This window comes from Bacillus sp. B4EP4a (assembly GCF_006680105.1).
Classification (GTDB): domain Bacteria; phylum Bacillota; class Bacilli; order Bacillales; family DSM-1321; genus Peribacillus; species Peribacillus simplex_E.
Map to the genome: position 1 here is coordinate 45,997 of NZ_VHIK01000020.1, position 18,307 is coordinate 64,303.

Here is an 18,307-nt window from a genome sequence, read left to right on the forward strand (position 1 = left end):
ATAGGTTATCCTTTACGTATGGGGTTTTTTGTATGCATCATCTTTGGACGGCGTTTCATCATCATAAGTGGCATGCGAACGATCAGGTCTTTCCACTCACTTAAGCGATAAGGAACGGCTGGACTCAAATAGGGCACACCAAAGCTTTTTAATTTAACTAAATGGCTGGTCATTAAAAGAAAAAAGAGAATGACCCCGTATAATCCAAATGTGGCAGCACAAATCATAGCTGGAAAACGCAGAATCCGTAATGTAATCCCAATACTATAGTGCGGAATAGAAAATGATGAAATAGCCGTTAAGGCTACTACAATGACCAAAACAGGACTAACGATTCCTGCCTGTACAGCAGCTTCCCCAATGATTAAACCGCCGACAATTCCCATTGCGGGACCGATTGGCTTAGGTAAGCGGAGTCCTGCTTCCCTCAAAATTTCGATGGATATTTCCATGAATAATGCTTCGATAAGTGCCGGAAACGGAACCCCGGACCTAGTTCCTATAATGGAAATGGCCAATTTGGTCGGAATCATCCCTGAATGAAATGAGATGAAAGCTATATACAAAGACGGTGTAAAAAGGGCCAGAATAGCTGCGAGGTAACGAAGCATACGGATGAATGTACCAGGAATCCACCTTTCATAATAATCTTCTGGTGATTGTAACATCATGCTTAAGGTGACCGGAACGATCAAAGCGAATGGCGTCCCATCTAATAAGATGGCCACTCGACCTTCCATCAAAGCTGCCATCACGCGATCAGGACGCTCAGTATTTTGTACCTGCGGAAAAGGGCTAAGGTAATTATCTTCGATAAGTTGCTCTACATAACCTGATTCCGGCACATTATCAATATCGATCTTCTTAATTCGGTTTTCTACCTCTTGAACTAATTCGGGATCAACAATATCTTTTATGTAAGCGACCACCAAGTCTTTTTTTGAACGCTTTCCTACTTGGAATTTTACTAAGGATAAATTCTCGATTTCACCACTACCCCTTAAAAAAGAGGTATTATCACTCAATGACTCAGTGAAACCGACCCGTGGACCCCTGACTAATGCCTCTGATACCGGCTCTTCGATCGTCCTTGTTTTAAGTTTTGTAGTTCCAAGGATCAGCGCATCCATTGATCCATCAATTAAAAGAGCGGTAGAACCTGTGAGTACTTTAGATGCTAACTCTTTAATAGAACCAACCTCTTCTACTTCACTAATAGATAATACTTCATTTTTTATGAATTCTTTTGAAATGCTTCCTTTGGTGTAAGGAAGCTCCTGTTTATATTCTGCTGAAAAATCAACCATCAATGATGTCATAATATGTTTATCAATGAGATCTTTATCCGATAGTCCATCCGCAAAAATGATAACTGACCGTATACCGGTACGTCCTAGATTAAATTCCCGAAAATGCACATCCCAATTATGGCCAATTTCTTGCTTAACACATTCAAGATTGGAATTAAAATTATCTGTTAACTGACACGTTGCATCTTGGGAGGTAGTTGCTTCTTGTTTGTCTTTATCAGTACCTTTTCCTTTTTTACCAAACTTCCACTCTTTCATCATCATCACTCATCCTTTGAGGTACGAAGCCAATTAAACAATTTGCTGATTGAATACGGTATAAAAAACACAATAAAAGCTTGTATAAAAACCTGCCATTCTGGAAGGTAGGAAACAATCGTTTTCCACATTTTCATCCCCCTATACTTGTCTCAGATAGCAGCTAAAAATCTGTAAAATTCCTTTATTTCTCAAATAGTATTAATATCTTCTGCGTTTCTTATGCAATGAAGTTAAAAGCCATTACCCGTTTTACATCACCGTATACTTAGTATTAGCTATGTAGAAAAAGTGATTTTGAACATAGTGGAGGAGAGAAGGAGGAGAAATCGATTCTGGGACTTATCCGAATGATCATGGTGAGATTTAATGAACATGAATCGTGAACAATTTATTGGAATGTATTAGTGAAGTTTTTAGAAAGTAAAAAAGAGGGTGTTTTTTTATCAGTGCTTTTACTGGGCATTTTAATTAATGATTTTAATAATCGGCTTTTCCTCGTTGAAATTGAGAAGATTTATGCTCAAGATTTGAAATGTAATTTTAAAAATATAAATATCAAATTGAAATGATGTTCAAAATCATATATACTGAAAATTGAGAATTATTGGAAAAAATTAGCTAGCTTTGGGAAATATCCTATTTATCAACTTAAGAATAAGATACCCAATCGCTACCCGGAACGGAAAAGGATACACGATGATCGCTTTATAGGATTGTGATGCCTGGTTAAAAAATAGAACGGAATGAATGAGAAGATTATCTTTCGATATGGGTCAAAAGGCAAATTTGTTCCTTAGTTACTAAAGTGCGATTTTAAAGGGGTGGAAAATGATGAATATATGGACAAGCTGCACACTTAGTTCAATTCTGGCTCTTTCCTTACTAGCACCATCCGTGTCTTTCGCTAATGAAAATCCAAATCAGGAAGCCGCTTTTAGTAAGGAAACTGCCAGCCAGTATCCCATGTTAAAGAAAGCAAAAAAACCTGAAGAAGCGGGCTTTTCGTCTGAAAAGCTGGAAAAGGTGGATCAGCTTATTGAAATGGAGGTGGCTGCCGGTTTCCCTGGTGCTGCCCTGATTGTCATAAAGGACGGAAAAATCGTTAAAAATGAAAGCTACGGGTACAAACAGAAATATAATGAACATACACCTCTTAAGAAGTTTCGGAAAATGGAAAATGAAACGTTATTTGACCTTGCTTCAAACACGAAGATGTATGCAACCAATTTTGCCATTCAGAAATTGGTCAGCGAAGGCAAGTTAAATATCCAGGCAAGAGTCCAGCAATACATTCCTGAATTCAAAGACACAAAGGAGGATGTGATCAAAGGAAAGGATAATCTGAGGATTATTGATGTTCTCCATCATACAGCAGGGTTTAGACCTGATCCGCAATATCATAATCCAAAGGTTTCGAAAGAACTCTACTCCCAGGAACGGGATAAAACCATCGAGTTCATTTCCAAAACACCGCTCACATATGTACCCGGAACACAGAATGTATACAGTGATGTCGATTATATGCTGCTTGGCGCCATTGTTGAAGAAATAACGGGTAAGCGGCTTGACACCTATGTTGAAAATGAATTGTACAAGCCGCTTGGTTTGAAAAATACAAAGTTCAATCCTCTTCAAAAGGGCTTTAAGCCAATGGATTTTGCTGCAACTGAATTGCTTGGTAACACCCGGGACGGCGTGATAGATTTCCCTAACATTCGCACATACACACTTCAAGGGGAAGTACATGATGAAAAAGCCTTTTATTCGATGGGGGGCGTTTCAGGGCATGCAGGTCTTTTCTCGAATACGGAAGATATGTCCGTCCTCCTGCAGGTGATGCTGAATGGCGGGGGATACGGTAAACATATGTTGTTTAATCAAGAAACCATCGATGAATTCGTCGCACCTTCCGCGATGAATCCGACATATGGACTTGGGTGGAGACGAAATGGCGATGCTAGCATGGAGTGGATGTTCAGCCCTTATGCGAGCGACAGTGCCTACGGTCATACTGGATGGACTGGGACTGTAACGATCATTGATCCGGAGATGGATTTAGGAATTGTTTTACTTACTAATAAAAAGCACTCTCCGCTCGTTAACCCTGTAGCCAATTCCAATCAGTTTTTTGGCGACCTCTTCAAAACAGGAAGCTATGGAAGTGTTGTGACTGCGATTTATGAAGCATTGGAAACGAATGAATGAATGAATATCACCATAAAGTAAAAGGCCTCCGATTAAAAGTCGGGAGGCCTTTATTCTTGTTATATGAATGTCTGGATTTCTTTTAGCCACAATTTAATTTTTTTATACAGTTTGGGCAAGGATCAGATTTTTGTATGCTCCGTCTTGATGGAGCAAATTATCATGGGCATCTTGTTCGATGATTTCCCCATTTTGTACAAAGATGATGCGGTCGTTGTTTTTAATTGTCGCCAATCTATGTGCAATGACAAGTGTTGTCCGATTTATCGAGAGCCGTTCCAATGCTTTCTGAACTGCTTTTTAGGTCTCGGTGTCTAGAGCTGAAGTGGCTTCATCAAGGATTAATATCGGGGGATTCTTCAGGAATATACGAGCAATCGAGACAAGCTGCTTTTGCCCTCCCGATAATTTCACTCCCCCTAAAAGATTTATTTTAAAAAAATATATTGACTGAACAGCTTGTATCCGCTTACAATAATATTTAGTTATTAGTGTATTTAGAAAATTGTAAAAGAGGTACCTGCATGACAAATGAATTCGACAGAAGAATCGGGCGCCATGCAATCATGTACGCGTTTGCGGACGAAGAGGAAGAAGTCATATTGACAAATGATCTAAAGCGGATGGATTGGCTTTATGGAAAAGGTAAAGTCGGTTCAATGGAGCTGCAGAAAATAGTTGCGGCCATTGAGACATCAGCGAAAAGACTTGGATTAGTCAATCCCGATATGTATCGTGAAATGCATGCGCTGTATCATGCGATCATCGAAGCACTCCAAGGAGTGACACGCGGCCAAGTCGAGCTTGGCGGTCTTTTGAGGACTGCGGGCCTTCGGTTTGCAATCGTTCGGGGCAGGCCGTTTAAAAGCGGGGACGAAGGTGAATGGATTGCTGTCGCCGTGTATGGAACGATTGGAGCACCGGTTCGGGGATTTGAACATGAAGCCGTTGGCTTGGGAATTAACCACATTTAAATAATTAAAAGCCTATAGTTATTTTAGTGAAATAGGGGGCTGTATTGAAAGACTGGATAAGTCTGTCAATATGGCCTCCTTTTGTGTGTTTAAAAAAAGAATAGGGGTGCAGGAAATGATTATGTTAACGGGTCAAACTTTAACGATTGAAGAAGCGAAAAAAGTATTGTATGGAGAGGCATTTGTCACGGCTTCTGCCGAGAGTGTTAAGAAAGTGGAAAAAAGCCGGGAAGCGGTTGAAAATATCGTGAAACAAAAGAAGGTCGTCTATGGCATCACAACAGGTTTTGGAAAGTTCAGCGATGTTTTGATTGATGCAGAGGACGCAGAGCAGCTACAGTGGAATTTGATTCACTCCCATGCGTGCGGAGTCGGGGAACCATTTCCAGAGGTGGTTTCGAGAGCTATGGTCCTTCTCCGTGCCAATGCGCTATTAAAAGGGTTTTCAGGCGTCCGTCCTGTCGTCATAGAACGTTTGATCGATCTTTTGAATGCTCATATCCACCCGGTAATCCCTCAGCAAGGTTCTCTTGGTGCAAGTGGGGACTTGGCGCCGCTTTCCCATTTAGCGCTAGTATTGATGGGAGAAGGAGAAGTGTTTTATAAAGGAGAGCGAATGGAGGCCATCGTAGCTTTATCGAAGGAAGGCATTCTTCCAGTGACACTTAAAGCAAAAGAAGGTCTTGCATTAATTAACGGAACACAGGCCATGACGGGGATGGGCCTAGTAAATTACATTGAAGCTGAACAGCTGGCCCACCAAACTGAAGCGATTGCTTCACTGACTTTAGAGGGATTACGCGGCATTGAAGATGCCTTTGATCCGGATGTTCATCTAGCACGCGGTTACCGCCAGCAAACAGAGGTTGCGGAACGGATCCTTCGCATGATCAGCGGCAGCCAGCTCATCACCAAGCAAGGAGAACTGCGGGTACAGGATGCTTATTCGCTCCGCTGCATCCCGCAAGTGCATGGTGCATCATGGCAAACTCTTGATTATGTAAAAGAGAAATTGGAGATTGAAATGAATGCTGCGACGGATAATCCACTTATTTTTGACGATGGGGAAAAGGTTATTTCAGGGGGGAACTTCCATGGCCAGCCGATTGCATTTGCGATGGACTTCATGAAAATCGCTGTTGCTGAGCTTGCGAACATTTCAGAGCGCCGCATTGAGCGACTCGTCAATCCTCAGTTGAATGATTTACCGCCATTCTTAAGTCCGTCGCCTGGCTTGCAGTCGGGAGCGATGATCATGCAATATTGTGCAGCTTCACTCGTCTCTGAGAATAAAACACTCGCACATCCTGCAAGTGTTGATTCCATTCCATCTTCAGCGAACCAGGAGGATCATGTAAGCATGGGAACGATTGGGTCCCGACACGCACATCAAATCATTCAAAACGTTCGCCGCGTTTTGTCGATTGAGCTCATTTGTGCCTTACAAGCGGTGGAATACCGTGGAATAGAAAAGATGGCTCCGTTTACAAAAGAGTTTTATACGGAAGCAAGAAAGCTCATTCCAAGCATTACACAAGATCGTATCTTTTCAAAAGATATCGAAGCAACGGCAAGCTGGTTACATCAGATCGATTGGAATTCATTTATTAATAGGAGTTTACCTACAACATAAGATGAAGTGCGGAATATCCGAATAAACGTTAGGCTTATAGCCCTTTGACTTGGGTTTTAAGCCTAACATCGTTATGTAAATGCAACATAGATCCCAGAAATCCAAAAAGGTCCCGGCATTAGAGAAAATGACCTTGAAATAGTAATAAGTGCAGGAAATGACCATTGATGAAATGATCGGCTTTACCTATTCGTGCTAGATTAAATATGCATTTTTGGAGGGGAATCTAATTTGGAAAATCGGCAATTGCAACCACCTGTCATAAATGAAAAAAACCAGCCGTCAAATACTTTACAAAGGAAGCTAAAAGCGCGCCACCTTACGATGATTTCGCTGGGCGGTGCAATTGGAACAGGGCTGTTTCTCGGAAGCGGTCCAGCCATTCACTCTGCAGGGCCTGGCGGTGCTTTGGTCGCTTACGCCGTAATTGGTATAATGGTTTATTTTATTATGACAAGCCTTGGAGAACTGGCATCATTTATGCCAGTCAGCGGAGCTTTCAGCACCTATGCTTCGCGTTTCATCGACCCAGCATTAGGGTTTGCGCTTGGTTGGAACTATTGGTTCACTTGGGCGATGACCCTTGCCGCAGAACTATCTGCCGCAACGATGGTAATGAAGTTTTGGTTTCCTGACAGCTCGTCTTTTTTATGGAGTTCTTTGTTTCTAGTTTTGATATTCTTATTGAATTACGTATCTGTTAAAGGGTATGGTGAAGGGGAATATTGGTTTTCCCTCATTAAAGTCGCAACCATCATCATTTTCATTGTTGTCGGAATATTGATGATATTCGGAATTATGAACGGAGAAGCGATTGGTTTTAAAAACTTCACAGTTGGTGACGCTCCGTTTGCCGGTGGTTTTTTGGCAACATTGGGTATCTTCATTGCTGCTGGATTTTCTTTTCAGGGTACAGAAATAGTCGGTGTTGCAGCCGGTGAAAGTGAAGACCCGGCAAAAAATGTACCTCGTGCAGTTCGCAGCATTTTTTGGAGAATCTTCCTCTTTTACATCCTGGCCATAGTTGTTATTGGATTGATTGTTCCTTATACGAATGGCAATCTGCAGGGACACACGATCATGGTTAGCCCGTTTACGATGGTGTTTGAAAAAGTGGGACTGGCATTTGCTGCTTCCGTGATGAATGCCATCATTTTGACAGCCGTATTATCCGCTGGTAATTCAAGTCTTTACGTGACAAGCCGAATGTTGTACTCAATGGCAAAAGAAGGGCTGGCACCGCGTATTTTTGGGAAGCTCAACAAGCGCGGCGTTCCCATTTGGGGACTGGTTGTCACTTCACTTGTAGGAATGTTGGCCTTTTTTGCTTCCATTTTCGGTGATGGAGTTATTTATATTTGGCTTATGAATGCGGTTGGAGTCACTGGATTTATATTTTGGCTGGGTATAGCGGCAAGCCATTACAGGTTTAGAAAGGCTTATATTGCTCAAGGGTATTCACTGGACGACCTTCCCTATAAGTCAAAATGGTTTCCTTTCGGACCGATATTTTCCTTTGCTCTTTGTTTTTTCGTTTTATTGGCGCAAAACTATCAGGCCTTCATTGGCGCTGACATTAACTGGGCAAGTGTAATTGCTGCCTACCTTGGCATCCCATTCTTTTTGATAATGTGGCTTGGTTATAAGTTCATTAAGAAAACAAAAGTAGTTCCGCTAGAGGAATGCAAAATCGATTTTGATGAACATAGGAATGCAAAATAGACATAAGACTTCTTTATTTCTTTGTTAAGAAAGTTAGCAGCTTTGAAATGACAAGGCTCCTTACTGCCAAAATAAACAATAATTTGAAGTTGATGCCAGTTGATTGAGCCGAAGTAACTTGTTGGAGATGATTGAATCAATACGCATAATATCAATTTCATTTAAGGGATATGCCTTTTTTATCCCCTCCTAGGTAGATTAAATAATCTACCTAGGAGGGGATTTTTTTATTGGCGAAAAGGGACAAACATTTAAAACGTGAAGTAGTTCGATTAAATTTGGAGGAGGTTCTTGAATTTATGCTTTGTTAAAAAGGCAAGAGATTTCCTTGATATAGTCTAGTTAACGGTTTTGGAAAACAGAGATAAACCCTGCCAAAAGGGTTTGGAGGGTTATTTGGCATGGCCATGAATAATGTAACAAAAGGATATAAAATAATTCAGGTGTAATTGGGGAGGAAAGAATGGACACTATAATTTGCATTACAAAATGTTGAGTCTAACGTCTATATCAAATGGTCTATGAACATGTTCGGAAATAATTGTTCATCTACTTATTTAAATGTCCTTTCTTCTATATACTCACCGATTTTTCGGAACTTATCAAAACGTTGTTGGCGTAGAATGCCTTTATCTAATTGACCAAGTTCTTGTAATGCTTTTCGTAAGGTTTCTTTGATAAAGTGCGATTGAAGTGGGATGTCAATATGTGCTCCTCCTACAGGTTCTTTGATGATCTCATCAATCACTCCTAGTTCCATCAAGTCCTTAGCCGTAATTTTCAATGCTTCAGCTGCTCGTTTTGCTTGTGTGGCATCCTTCCATAATAATGCTGCTGCTCCTTCAGGTGAAATAACCGAATAAAATGTGTTTTCTAGCATGTAGATTCGATTGCCGATACCAAGAGCCAATGCACCACCACTCCCACCTTCACCAACTACAAAACAGATGATAGGCACTCCAAAACTTGCCATTTCACGAAGATTGAGGGCGATAGCTTGAGATTGTCCGCGTTCTTCGGCTTCACGACCTGGGAAGGCTCCTGCCGTGTTGATAAATGTTACGATGGGGCGATTGAACTTATTGGCTTGTTGCATAATTCTTAGGGATTTTCTGTAGCCTTCAGGTTGCGACATGCCAAAACGACGATAGATATTGTCTTTAGTATTTTTACCTTTTTGATTTCCTAAGACAGTTATAGGCATTCCTTCGAAGGTAGCTATTCCTGAAACCAATGCAGGATCTTCCCCATAAAGTCTGTCACCATGAAGTTCAATAAAGTCTTCAAAAATATGGTGGATATAATCTAAAGTAGTAGGGCGTTGTTGAATTCTGGATAGTTGAATTTTATCCCAAACTTCCATATTCTCGTTAAGATGAATTTTGATGTCATTGACTTTTTGCTCAAGATTATTTATTACTTCGTTAAAGTCAAGATTATGCTTTGTAGACACCTCTTTCAATTCAGCAATTTGATTTTCCAGTTGTTTTAATACTTGCAAGTTCATCGTTTAAAACACTCCCTGAAGTCGAGATGATGGATTTTTAAAATGGTTGTTAATGATTGTTTTAATTCACTCCTATTTACAACCATATCCAGTTGCCCATGGTCCAATAAAAATTCAGAGGTTTGGAAATTTTCCGGAAGTTCTTCTCTTATCGTCTGTTCAATTATGCGTCTTCCTGCAAAGCCAATTAAAGCTTGTGGTTCGGCAATATTGATATCACCTAATGAAGCGAAGCTAGCAGAAACTCCACCCGTTGTAGGATTCGTTAAAACGGATACGAAAAGGATTTTTTCGTAGTTTAGTTGTTCTAAAGCCACACTCGTTTTTGCCATCTGCATGAGGCTAAGAATTCCTTCTTGCATACGAGCTCCGCCGCTTGCCGAAAACAATATAAATGGTTTTCGAGTTTTTAATGATTCCTCAATGGCTCTTGTGATTTTTTCACCGACTGCTGAGCCCAAACTTCCCATACGGAAACGAGAATCCATGACACCAATCACAATCGGATAGCCACCTATGGAAGCTGCCCCGGTAATAACCGCATCATTTAATGCAGTCTTATTCTTATCAGAAATTAATTTATCTTTATATTCAGGGAAGTTCAGCGGGTCAACGGAAATTAAACTTTTATTGAATTCCGAAAAAGAACCACTATCTGTAAGCATTGAAATGCGTTCATAAGCTGAAACCGGGTGGTGATATTGGCATTTCGGACATACATTCAATTCTATTTTCATAAGAGATTCATCAAAAGTTTCCCCACATGATTTACAAGTAAAAGGGATTTGAGTAATGCTTTTGTCTATTTCAAAAAAAGAATTCGATTCTATTTTTTCTCTCCTTAATGGATAAATCTCCATCAATCCTCCTTTGGTAAGACCGCTTTTTACAAGTTACGATCACCGTTGTGTTTTTTAGCTTTTCATTTATACAATCAGCAATCATCCTAGAGAATGAAGATTTTATTTGGTGGGTCTTCATTATGAAATTATCTATTCCTGTATGAATGCATTTTTACTTGGAAAATCAGAAACGATTTTATCAGGGAAATACATAGGCTTGTATACAAATCGAGTATACAAACATTAAAAAACACTTATTATCTTCTATATAGAGAATAAAGGTTATCGATGGCTTCACCATTGATCCAGTTTTTAGAAAGAACGATTTACCAAATAGCAAGGCGTCATTTAATAAAGCGAATACTCCCATTAGTTGGTGTAAGCACATAATATGCAATTACTAATATAATTGAATGGGTCATTCTTCCATGGATAATACTTTATTGGTTTATCAGATTGTTAAAAAGATAAAGATTAATAGTTTTTTTCTTAATTTAAAGGGGCAGATTAGGAACACATAATATTCAAGAGGGCAATCTTAGAATGTAAATGAAACTTTAAGAGCTATATATTTGTATAAATTGATAGAGATTTAATCGAAAGTGAAGTTACCAGACTAATGGAAATTAAAGGGGAAATGAACCAAATGTTTAAGAAGTTTATTGCTAAGTTAGGGAAAGGTGCAGCAACTGTTGATTTACGCTACGAAAACCGTGTTTATTATGCTGGTTCATCCATGCTCCTGAGAATCGTTTCGTAGTGATCCAGGATGTCAGCCAGGGGCTGCAGGTATTTCATGTGCATGATTTTTTCCCTGCTGTTAGATTAGTGATGATATACGATAATTATGAATTGATAAGTGAAAATGAGTATTTTTTTAACAAGAAATCTAGTAATGTTAGGGATATTTTTAACTAGGGAAATATGGTTGTTATCTGCCAAGCAACGTCAAAAAAATATTTAGAATAACAAAAAATGATTGAAAATAAAATTTTTATAATGAACATTAAGGCAATAGAAGTGTAGCGATTTATCACGCCGGGTTTAGTTAAAATGCATGGTCTGTATTTATTATTATTATTGAATATTCTTTGCAGCATGGAAAGCTTGTACAGCCAAAGAAGCTATGCTATGAATGGGCTAATTGAAAGAAGGCAATCCACTAACTAAAGTAGCCATATTTTTTGTACTTCTGGTTTTGTTCGTAAAGAGTATTCGATTGTGAGATAATTTCACATTTATAAAAAAATGATAAATCGTGTGTCTAGAAATATATTTTCAATGTCGCATTTTTGGCTTTAACCGTTGATAAATCAATGTTTATAGAAGGATGGTGCCACTTTCATATGATGCACCATCTTAACATATGTACTCAACAATTCCGCCGCACATCATTTGAATTTATATTCATTGTTTGTTAAGGTAATGAAGTGCTTTAGGGTTACAGGTTCATTCCATGTGTGCTCGGACTGAACAAAACTCTAAAATAAAAAACCATTATATTTCAGTTGGTATATGCTGTGCCTGTTAGTTTCCTCAGTTGTATTGCACCTCTTTTCCCTGCAAAGCTCAAATTAGACACATTGGGAATCCCATAATCATATTTCTATGCGTTTTGGTGTTATACTGCACTGCAAGTACCATTCCATCTGGTTAAGGAAATGAAGTACTTTAGAGGGTAGTCGTAAGTCCATCATCCGGACCTAACTCTAAGTGGAAATCGTTTATATTACAGTTGGTATATGTTGTGCCTGCTAGTTTCCTCAGTTGTGATTGCACCTCTTTTTTTCTACTTGAAATGCTCAATTTATCACACATAATATAATCCAAGTAAAGAATTATTTCTTGGGAATAATAAATTTAGATTATTTTTTTATGCACGTTATGCCCTGTGCCACTGAATAAGTGTCACTTCCGCTTTTTTTGAAGAAAAAGTAATGGGGTAGAATTTCGGTTATTTCAAGGTACTTGTGCATTAATAATCATCACTCGCATAAAACGGGGAAATTCAGCAAAACTGAATATCATATGGGCAACTATTAGAATGAGGTGACTTGATGAAGCCGTATGTTGAAGTCAGAAATGTCTCGAAAATTTTTGGCAAATCTCCAAAAGCAGCAACAGACTTATTGAAGCAAGGCAAATCGAAAAAAGAAATCTTGAAAGAAACGGGACAAACGGTCGGAGTGAATAATGTTAATTTCGAGATTTATCCCGGCGAGATTTTTGTCATCATGGGCCTATCCGGAAGCGGAAAATCCACTTTGATCCGCATGTTCAATCGTTTGATCGATCCCACTTTGGGTGAAATCTTAATTGATGATGAAGATATCGTGAAGATGAACGCTGCCCGGTTAAGGGAAGTCAGACAAAAGAAAATAAGCATGGTCTTTCAGAACTTTGCTTTATTTCCGCATAAAACGATATTGGAAAACGCTGAATTCGGGCTCGAAATTCAAAAAGTGGATCCAGCAAAACGTCATGAAAATGCGATGAAGGCTCTTGAGGCCGTTGGATTGAAAGGCTACGAAAATCAGCTGCCATCACAGCTTAGCGGCGGTATGCAGCAAAGGGTTGGGTTAGCCCGGGCACTCGCAAGTGATACGGATATCCTATTGATGGATGAAGCCTTCAGTGCCCTTGATCCATTGATTCGTAAGGATATGCAGGATGAACTGATCCAAATCCAGGATCAGTACAAAAAAACGATCATATTCATTACCCATGATCTTGATGAAGCATTAAGAATCGGGGATAGAATTGCCCTCATGAAGGATGGAAGTGTAATTCAATTGGGAACCCCTGAACAAATCATGATGAATCCAGCCAATGAATTCGTCGAGAAGTTTGTGGAAGATGTTGATCTATCAAAAGTATTGACAGCGTCTCATGTGATGATACGCCCAGAGAAAATCGCGGTGGACAGAGGTCCGAGGGTTGCCTTGGAAATCATGCGTAAACAAGGGTATTCCAGTATTTTTGTTGTGGATAGAAAGCAGAAGTTATTGGGGGCCGTGACTGCTGAACAGGCTCGTCAGGCAATGAGCAATAACCAATCGATCTCAGAAGTGATGTCAACTGATATCCCAACTGTAAAAGAGGATGAATTACTTGGAAACCTCATGGATGTGATGGCGACTTCAAGCTTGCCAATCTCAGTCATCGATGATCAGAACAGAATTAAAGGAATTCTTCTTCGCGGTGCCGTTATCGGTGCTTTGGCAGGAAATAAAGATTCCTTGAATGAAATGGAGAGTGAATAATTCAATGAATATGCCGAAAATCCCACTAGGAGCTTGGGTCGATTCTTTAGTGGATTGGATAACTATTGTATTTGCTGGATTATTTACATTTATTACTAATGTAATCGAGGGTCTATTGAATATCTTGGTCGATGTAATGAGTGCAGGACCTTCGATCGTTTTAATCATCGTCCTGACCCTTCTGGTTACTTATACAAGCAAATGGCCATTGGGAGTATTTGCATTCATCAGCTTACTATTGATTGATAATCTGGGTTATTGGGAATCAAGCATCCAAACTCTGGCAATCGTTATATTGTCAGGAGCTTTAACGATAGTGATCGGGATACCGATCGGAATATGGTGTGCCCAAAATAAAACTGTGCGCAGTATAGTAACCCCGATCTTGGATTTCATGCAAACGATGCCTGCATTCGTTTATTTGATTCCTTCGATATTATTCTTTGGAATAGGGGTAGTGCCTGGGATCATTGCGTCATTCATTTTCGCTATCGCACCGACAATCCGAATGACCAATCTTGGGATTCAGGAAGTGCCTAATGATTTGATCGAGGCATCGGATGCTTTTGGTTCAACCAGCAGCCAAAAGTTATTCAAGGTACAAATACCATTGGCTACTCCAACGATCATGGCGGGAGTTAACCAAAGCATCATGCTCGCACTGTCAATGGTCGTTACAGCCTCATTGGTTGGAGCACCCGGACTTGGGGCTGATGTCTACAGAGCTGTCAGCCAAATTAATGTGGGGCAAGGATTTGAAGCAGGATTATCCATCGTAATCATTGCAATCATTTTAGATCGTATCACGCAAAATCTTCGTAAACCAGCTTACGAACATATCGTTAGCAGGAAAATCATTTTTACAATATTGGCTTTACTAGTTGTGGGTACTGCACTATTCGGTGCTTTTACAAAAGAAAAAGCTGTGAACGGGGATGAAAACAGTCTTGCTGCCAAGGCCAATTATGAAATCATCGGAATTGAACCTGGAGCAGGAATAATGAAGTTGACTAAAACGGCTATAGATGATTATAAGCTGGATGATTGGAAAGTGGTTGAAGGGTCATCGGCAGCGATGGTTGCAGAATTGAAAAAAGCAATTGATAAAAAAGAACCAATCGTCGTTACAGGATGGTCACCGCATTGGATGTTCTCGAAATATGACTTGAAATATCTCGAAGATCCGAATGAATCCTTCGGCAAGGCTGAAAATATTAATTCGATTGCCAGAAAAGGTCTTGAACAAGATGCCCCTGGCGCTTATAAAATTCTTGATCAATTCTTCTGGGATACTAAAGATATGGAAGATGTAATGGTCAAAGTTACTGAAGGTATGTCTCCTTCAGAAGCAGCAGAAAAATGGATAAAGGAAAATCAGGACAAAGTATCCGAATGGACCAAAGGTGCTGAATCAGGAAATGGTGAAAAAATCAAACTGGTTTATGTTGCTTGGGACACTGAAATTGCCAGTACAAATGTGATTGGCAAGGTACTGGAGCAGAATGGCTATGATGTAACATTGAGTCAGGTCGAAGTAGGGCCAATGTTTGCTGGTGTAGCAAACGGAAGTGCGGACGCAATGGTGGCTGCATGGCTCCCGGGAACACATCTTGAATACTATAATAAGTATAAAGATGATATCGTTGACCTTGGACCAAACTTAAAAGGAACAAAGCTTGGTCTGGTCGTACCGGATTACGTCGATATTGATTCGATTGAAGACTTGAAATAAGAAAACGAGGGAAATTTGTATTATCCCCTACAGGTAGACTGTTCTTAACAGTTTACCTGTAGGGGATTTTTTTATGGCAAAAAAGCGACAAAGAATTTATGCGAGAAGTCAAACGATTTAAGTTGGATGAAGGGTTAGTCATATAGTCAGCTTCGTGAGCGATTTGGTTTAAAGAGTGATACCAAAAGGAAGATGCCCAATAAAGCTTTTTGAAGATAAACGTGATGTATGGAAGCACGTCAGAAGTTAGCCGCAAATTTTGTTCATGTAAGACCTATCCAGCTCAATTTTGGCCTGGCTTAGGATTGAACTGAAGGACGACAGTATACATCCAGCTTTAAAATCTATAATACCAGTAACGTTAAATCGCCTGAATAAATTTAGGGCGATTTTTTCTTTCATCAGAAGTAACACAATAACATTGTTTATGTATCCTATTTCAGTTAAACGATAACCGATATGTTAATGAACCATTTTATACAAGTTGATTTTATTACAGGTGCAAAAGTAGTTCCCATTCTTAAGAAGGCATCAAGCTTGATGAGAAAGTCTTTTTAAGGGGGATGGTGGCAAAATTGAGAATTAATAAAGTGCGGGGTGTGTAAAACAAGCGGTTTTACAGGAGAAATTAGTTGGCATGGTTTTTGCTTATATAAATAAGAGTAAATCAAGAAAGGAGGGAGAGCTGAATAGCCAACTATTTGTTGGTAAGAGTCTCGGAGAGAATGACGACTATTAAAGTACTCCTCTCCATTGTTTCAGGAACTATTGTCGGATTCGTACTTAGTTTGCTCGGCGGATATGGATCAATTTACGGACGATATGGAATATATCATCGTTGAGAACAAAATATAGGGAGGATTGTAATTATGAAAGAGATCAAAACTGAGCAAGAGTTTGATGAGGCGATTTTATCAACAAAACCAGTTGTTGCCAAATTTTATGTTGAATGGTGCCCGGACTGTCAGAATACCAATTTATTCATGCCAATTGTAGAAGAAGCGTATAAAGAAAAAATAGATAAGATCGCAGTAAATCGAGACCATTTTCCGGAGCTATTAGAGAAGCTAGATGTGTATGGAATCCCAAGCTTTATTGCTTTTCAAGAAGGGAAGGAACTTAATCGCTTTGTAAGTAAAATCGGAAAAAGCCAGGAAGAGGTTGAACAGTTTCTCAATCAAATCGTAGAAAGTGGAAAATTAAAAAGATAATCATTTACTAGTATTTAATTGGAGGGCGCCTATCCAAAAAGATTATCGTGTCGTTTCCATACAAATCCAATACTGAAACTCAATTAGAGCTGCTCTACTTTGTAACGTTAATCAGAGACCCGCATTAATCTGAAGCCAATAAATATTGAGTAGTTACACAATATTTATTGGCAATATATTCAAAATCACCGATTTTATCATCTTATTTTTTTATAGGAACTATACAGTGTTTAGGGCTAGAAGAGAAGAATAGATAACTTTTAATATAACTTTTTTGCTTTAGGGGATTATGCTCGCATTTGTTGGAGGGGGAGCTGTCGGCGAAACAAGCTAATCATTAATGCTGAAGCGTTAGATTGGTGAGGTACTTTATAAAATTGAGATGAGGTGCTTAGAATGGCAAAGATGAAGGATGAAAACCATTACAAAATTTTGATTGTAGGGGGTGGCAGTGCCGGGATTACGGTCGCAGCTCGTCTCTTGCGTGAATCACGTACTCTGAGCGGAAACATTGCCATCATTGATCCTGCGACGAAACATTATTATCAGCCATTATGGACACTTGTGGGAGCTGGCGAAGCTGACAAAACCGTAACACAAAGGGAGGAAGCATCCGTTATTCCGAGCGGAGCCGTGTGGGTACAGGATGCGGTTAACACATTTGAGCCCGATGAAAATGTTGTTGTAACAGCATCCGGAAAGAAATTGCACTACGAATATCTAGTTGTCGCAGCCGGGATTCAAATTGATTGGCATAAAATCAAAGGTTTAAAAGAGAGTATTGGAAAGAATGGGGTATGTAGTAATTACTCTTATGATTATGTTGATGGCACATGGGAGGCGATCAGAAACTTCAAGGGGGGGACTTCCATTTTCACCAACCCGAACACGCCGGTAAAATGCGGTGGGGCTCCTCAAAAAATTATGTATATGGCAGAAGACTATTTCAGAAAATCGGGAGTTCGCGAGCAATCTTCGGTTATTTTTGTTTCAGGGAACCCATCCATATTCAATGTGAAAAAATATGAACAGGCACTAAATAAAATAATTGAACGAAAAGAAATAGAGACATATTTTATGCATCATCTTGTTGAAATTGATGGTGACCAGAAGCGAGCGACATTTGAAAACCTGAACACAGAAGAGCGCGTGAATATGCAATATGACATGATACATGTGGTACCACCGATGAGCGCACCTGATTTTATCAAGAATAGTTCGCTCGCGGCAAGTAATGGGTGGCTGAATGTGGACAAATATACACTTCAGCATCAACACTATGACAATGTATTTGGGATAGGGGATTGTACAAACCTGCCTACGTCGAAAACGGGGGCTGCGATTCGCAAACAAGCGCCCGTGCTTGTGCAAAATTTGCTTCATCGGATGTGTGCCAAACTTATGGTTCATAAATATGACGGCTATACATCATGTCCGCTTGTTACCGGATATGGGCGGCTTATACTGGCTGAGTTCAATTATGATTTACAGCCGCAAGAAACCTTTCCAATCGATCAATCCCGTGAGAGGTTCAGTATGTATTTATTGAAGAAAAACTTGCTTCCCATTATGTATTGGAACGGAATGCTTAAAGGAAAGATGTAAAAACGTTGCTAGTCATAACAAAACAAAAGTATCCGAGGTGCT

The 18,307-nt window shown here is 39.6% G+C and carries 11 protein-coding genes and 1 pseudogene; 8 read left to right on the plus strand and 4 right to left on the minus strand.

Going from position 1 to position 18,307, the window contains the following annotated elements; translation table 11 throughout:
* Window positions 1–5: 5 nt before the first annotated feature.
* Window positions 6–1,568: a spore germination protein gene (locus tag FNK51_RS11595; RefSeq protein WP_483296118.1), complete on the minus strand. Its 1,563-nt coding sequence runs from the start codon at window positions 1,566–1,568 to the stop codon at window positions 6–8.
* A gap of 834 nt (window positions 1,569–2,402) precedes the next feature.
* Between FNK51_RS11595 and pbp4b the strand changes: the two genes are divergently transcribed.
* Entirely contained in the window at window positions 2,403–3,776 is a 1,374-nt protein-coding gene (pbp4b, locus tag FNK51_RS11600; protein ID WP_141993433.1) for a penicillin binding protein PBP4B, read from the plus strand.
* A gap of 102 nt (window positions 3,777–3,878) precedes the next feature.
* On the opposite strand, the pseudogene FNK51_RS27195 reads toward pbp4b, so the two are convergent.
* Window positions 3,879–4,193, minus strand: a pseudogene (locus FNK51_RS27195) (ATP-binding cassette domain-containing protein); the annotation flags it as partial.
* A 107-nt stretch (window positions 4,194–4,300) separates the two neighbouring features.
* Here FNK51_RS27195 and hutP point away from each other — a divergent pair.
* The 3 genes from hutP (at window position 4,301) to FNK51_RS11625 (ending at window position 8,105) form a co-directional block, all read left to right on the plus strand.
* Window positions 4,301–4,750, plus strand: coding sequence for a histidine utilization transcription antiterminator HutP (gene hutP, locus FNK51_RS11615; RefSeq protein WP_141993412.1), 450 nt, complete (start codon window positions 4,301–4,303; stop codon window positions 4,748–4,750).
* A 115-nt stretch (window positions 4,751–4,865) separates the two neighbouring features.
* Window positions 4,866–6,383, plus strand: a complete 1,518-nt coding sequence (gene hutH / locus FNK51_RS11620; protein ID WP_141993413.1) for a histidine ammonia-lyase — start codon at window positions 4,866–4,868, stop codon at window positions 6,381–6,383.
* A gap of 324 nt (window positions 6,384–6,707) precedes the next feature.
* On the plus strand, window positions 6,708–8,105 hold the full coding sequence (locus FNK51_RS11625; protein ID WP_141993434.1) for an amino acid permease: 1,398 nt from the start codon (window positions 6,708–6,710) through the stop codon (window positions 8,103–8,105).
* A 553-nt stretch (window positions 8,106–8,658) separates the two neighbouring features.
* Here the strand turns inward: FNK51_RS11625 and FNK51_RS11630 are convergent.
* Both FNK51_RS11630 and accD read right to left on the minus strand, forming a co-directional pair.
* Window positions 8,659–9,612, minus strand: coding sequence for an acetyl-CoA carboxylase carboxyltransferase subunit alpha (locus FNK51_RS11630; protein WP_098373517.1), 954 nt, complete (start codon window positions 9,610–9,612; stop codon window positions 8,659–8,661).
* On the minus strand, window positions 9,609–10,472 hold the full coding sequence (accD, locus tag FNK51_RS11635; RefSeq protein WP_141993414.1) for an acetyl-CoA carboxylase, carboxyltransferase subunit beta: 864 nt from the start codon (window positions 10,470–10,472) through the stop codon (window positions 9,609–9,611). Before accD ends, FNK51_RS11630 begins: the two co-directional genes overlap by 4 nt.
* Window positions 10,473–12,511: 2,039 nt before the next feature.
* On the opposite strand from accD, the gene FNK51_RS11640 reads away from it, so the two are divergent.
* The 4 genes from FNK51_RS11640 (at window position 12,512) to FNK51_RS11655 (ending at window position 18,265) form a co-directional block, all read left to right on the plus strand.
* Entirely contained in the window at window positions 12,512–13,717 is a 1,206-nt protein-coding gene (locus FNK51_RS11640; RefSeq protein ID WP_098373519.1) for a quaternary amine ABC transporter ATP-binding protein, read from the plus strand.
* A gap of 4 nt (window positions 13,718–13,721) precedes the next feature.
* Window positions 13,722–15,449: a glycine betaine ABC transporter substrate-binding protein gene (locus tag FNK51_RS11645; RefSeq protein WP_098373520.1), complete on the plus strand. Its 1,728-nt coding sequence runs from the start codon at window positions 13,722–13,724 to the stop codon at window positions 15,447–15,449.
* 869 nt (window positions 15,450–16,318) lie between these two features.
* Window positions 16,319–16,660 (plus strand): thioredoxin family protein, encoded by a 342-nt coding sequence (locus FNK51_RS11650; protein ID WP_141993415.1) that lies wholly within the window; start codon window positions 16,319–16,321, stop codon window positions 16,658–16,660.
* 405 nt (window positions 16,661–17,065) lie between these two features.
* Complete coding sequence (locus FNK51_RS11655; RefSeq protein WP_483296119.1) at window positions 17,066–18,265, plus strand: NAD(P)/FAD-dependent oxidoreductase; 1,200 nt, start codon at window positions 17,066–17,068, stop codon at window positions 18,263–18,265.
* Window positions 18,266–18,307: the final 42 nt, after the last annotated feature.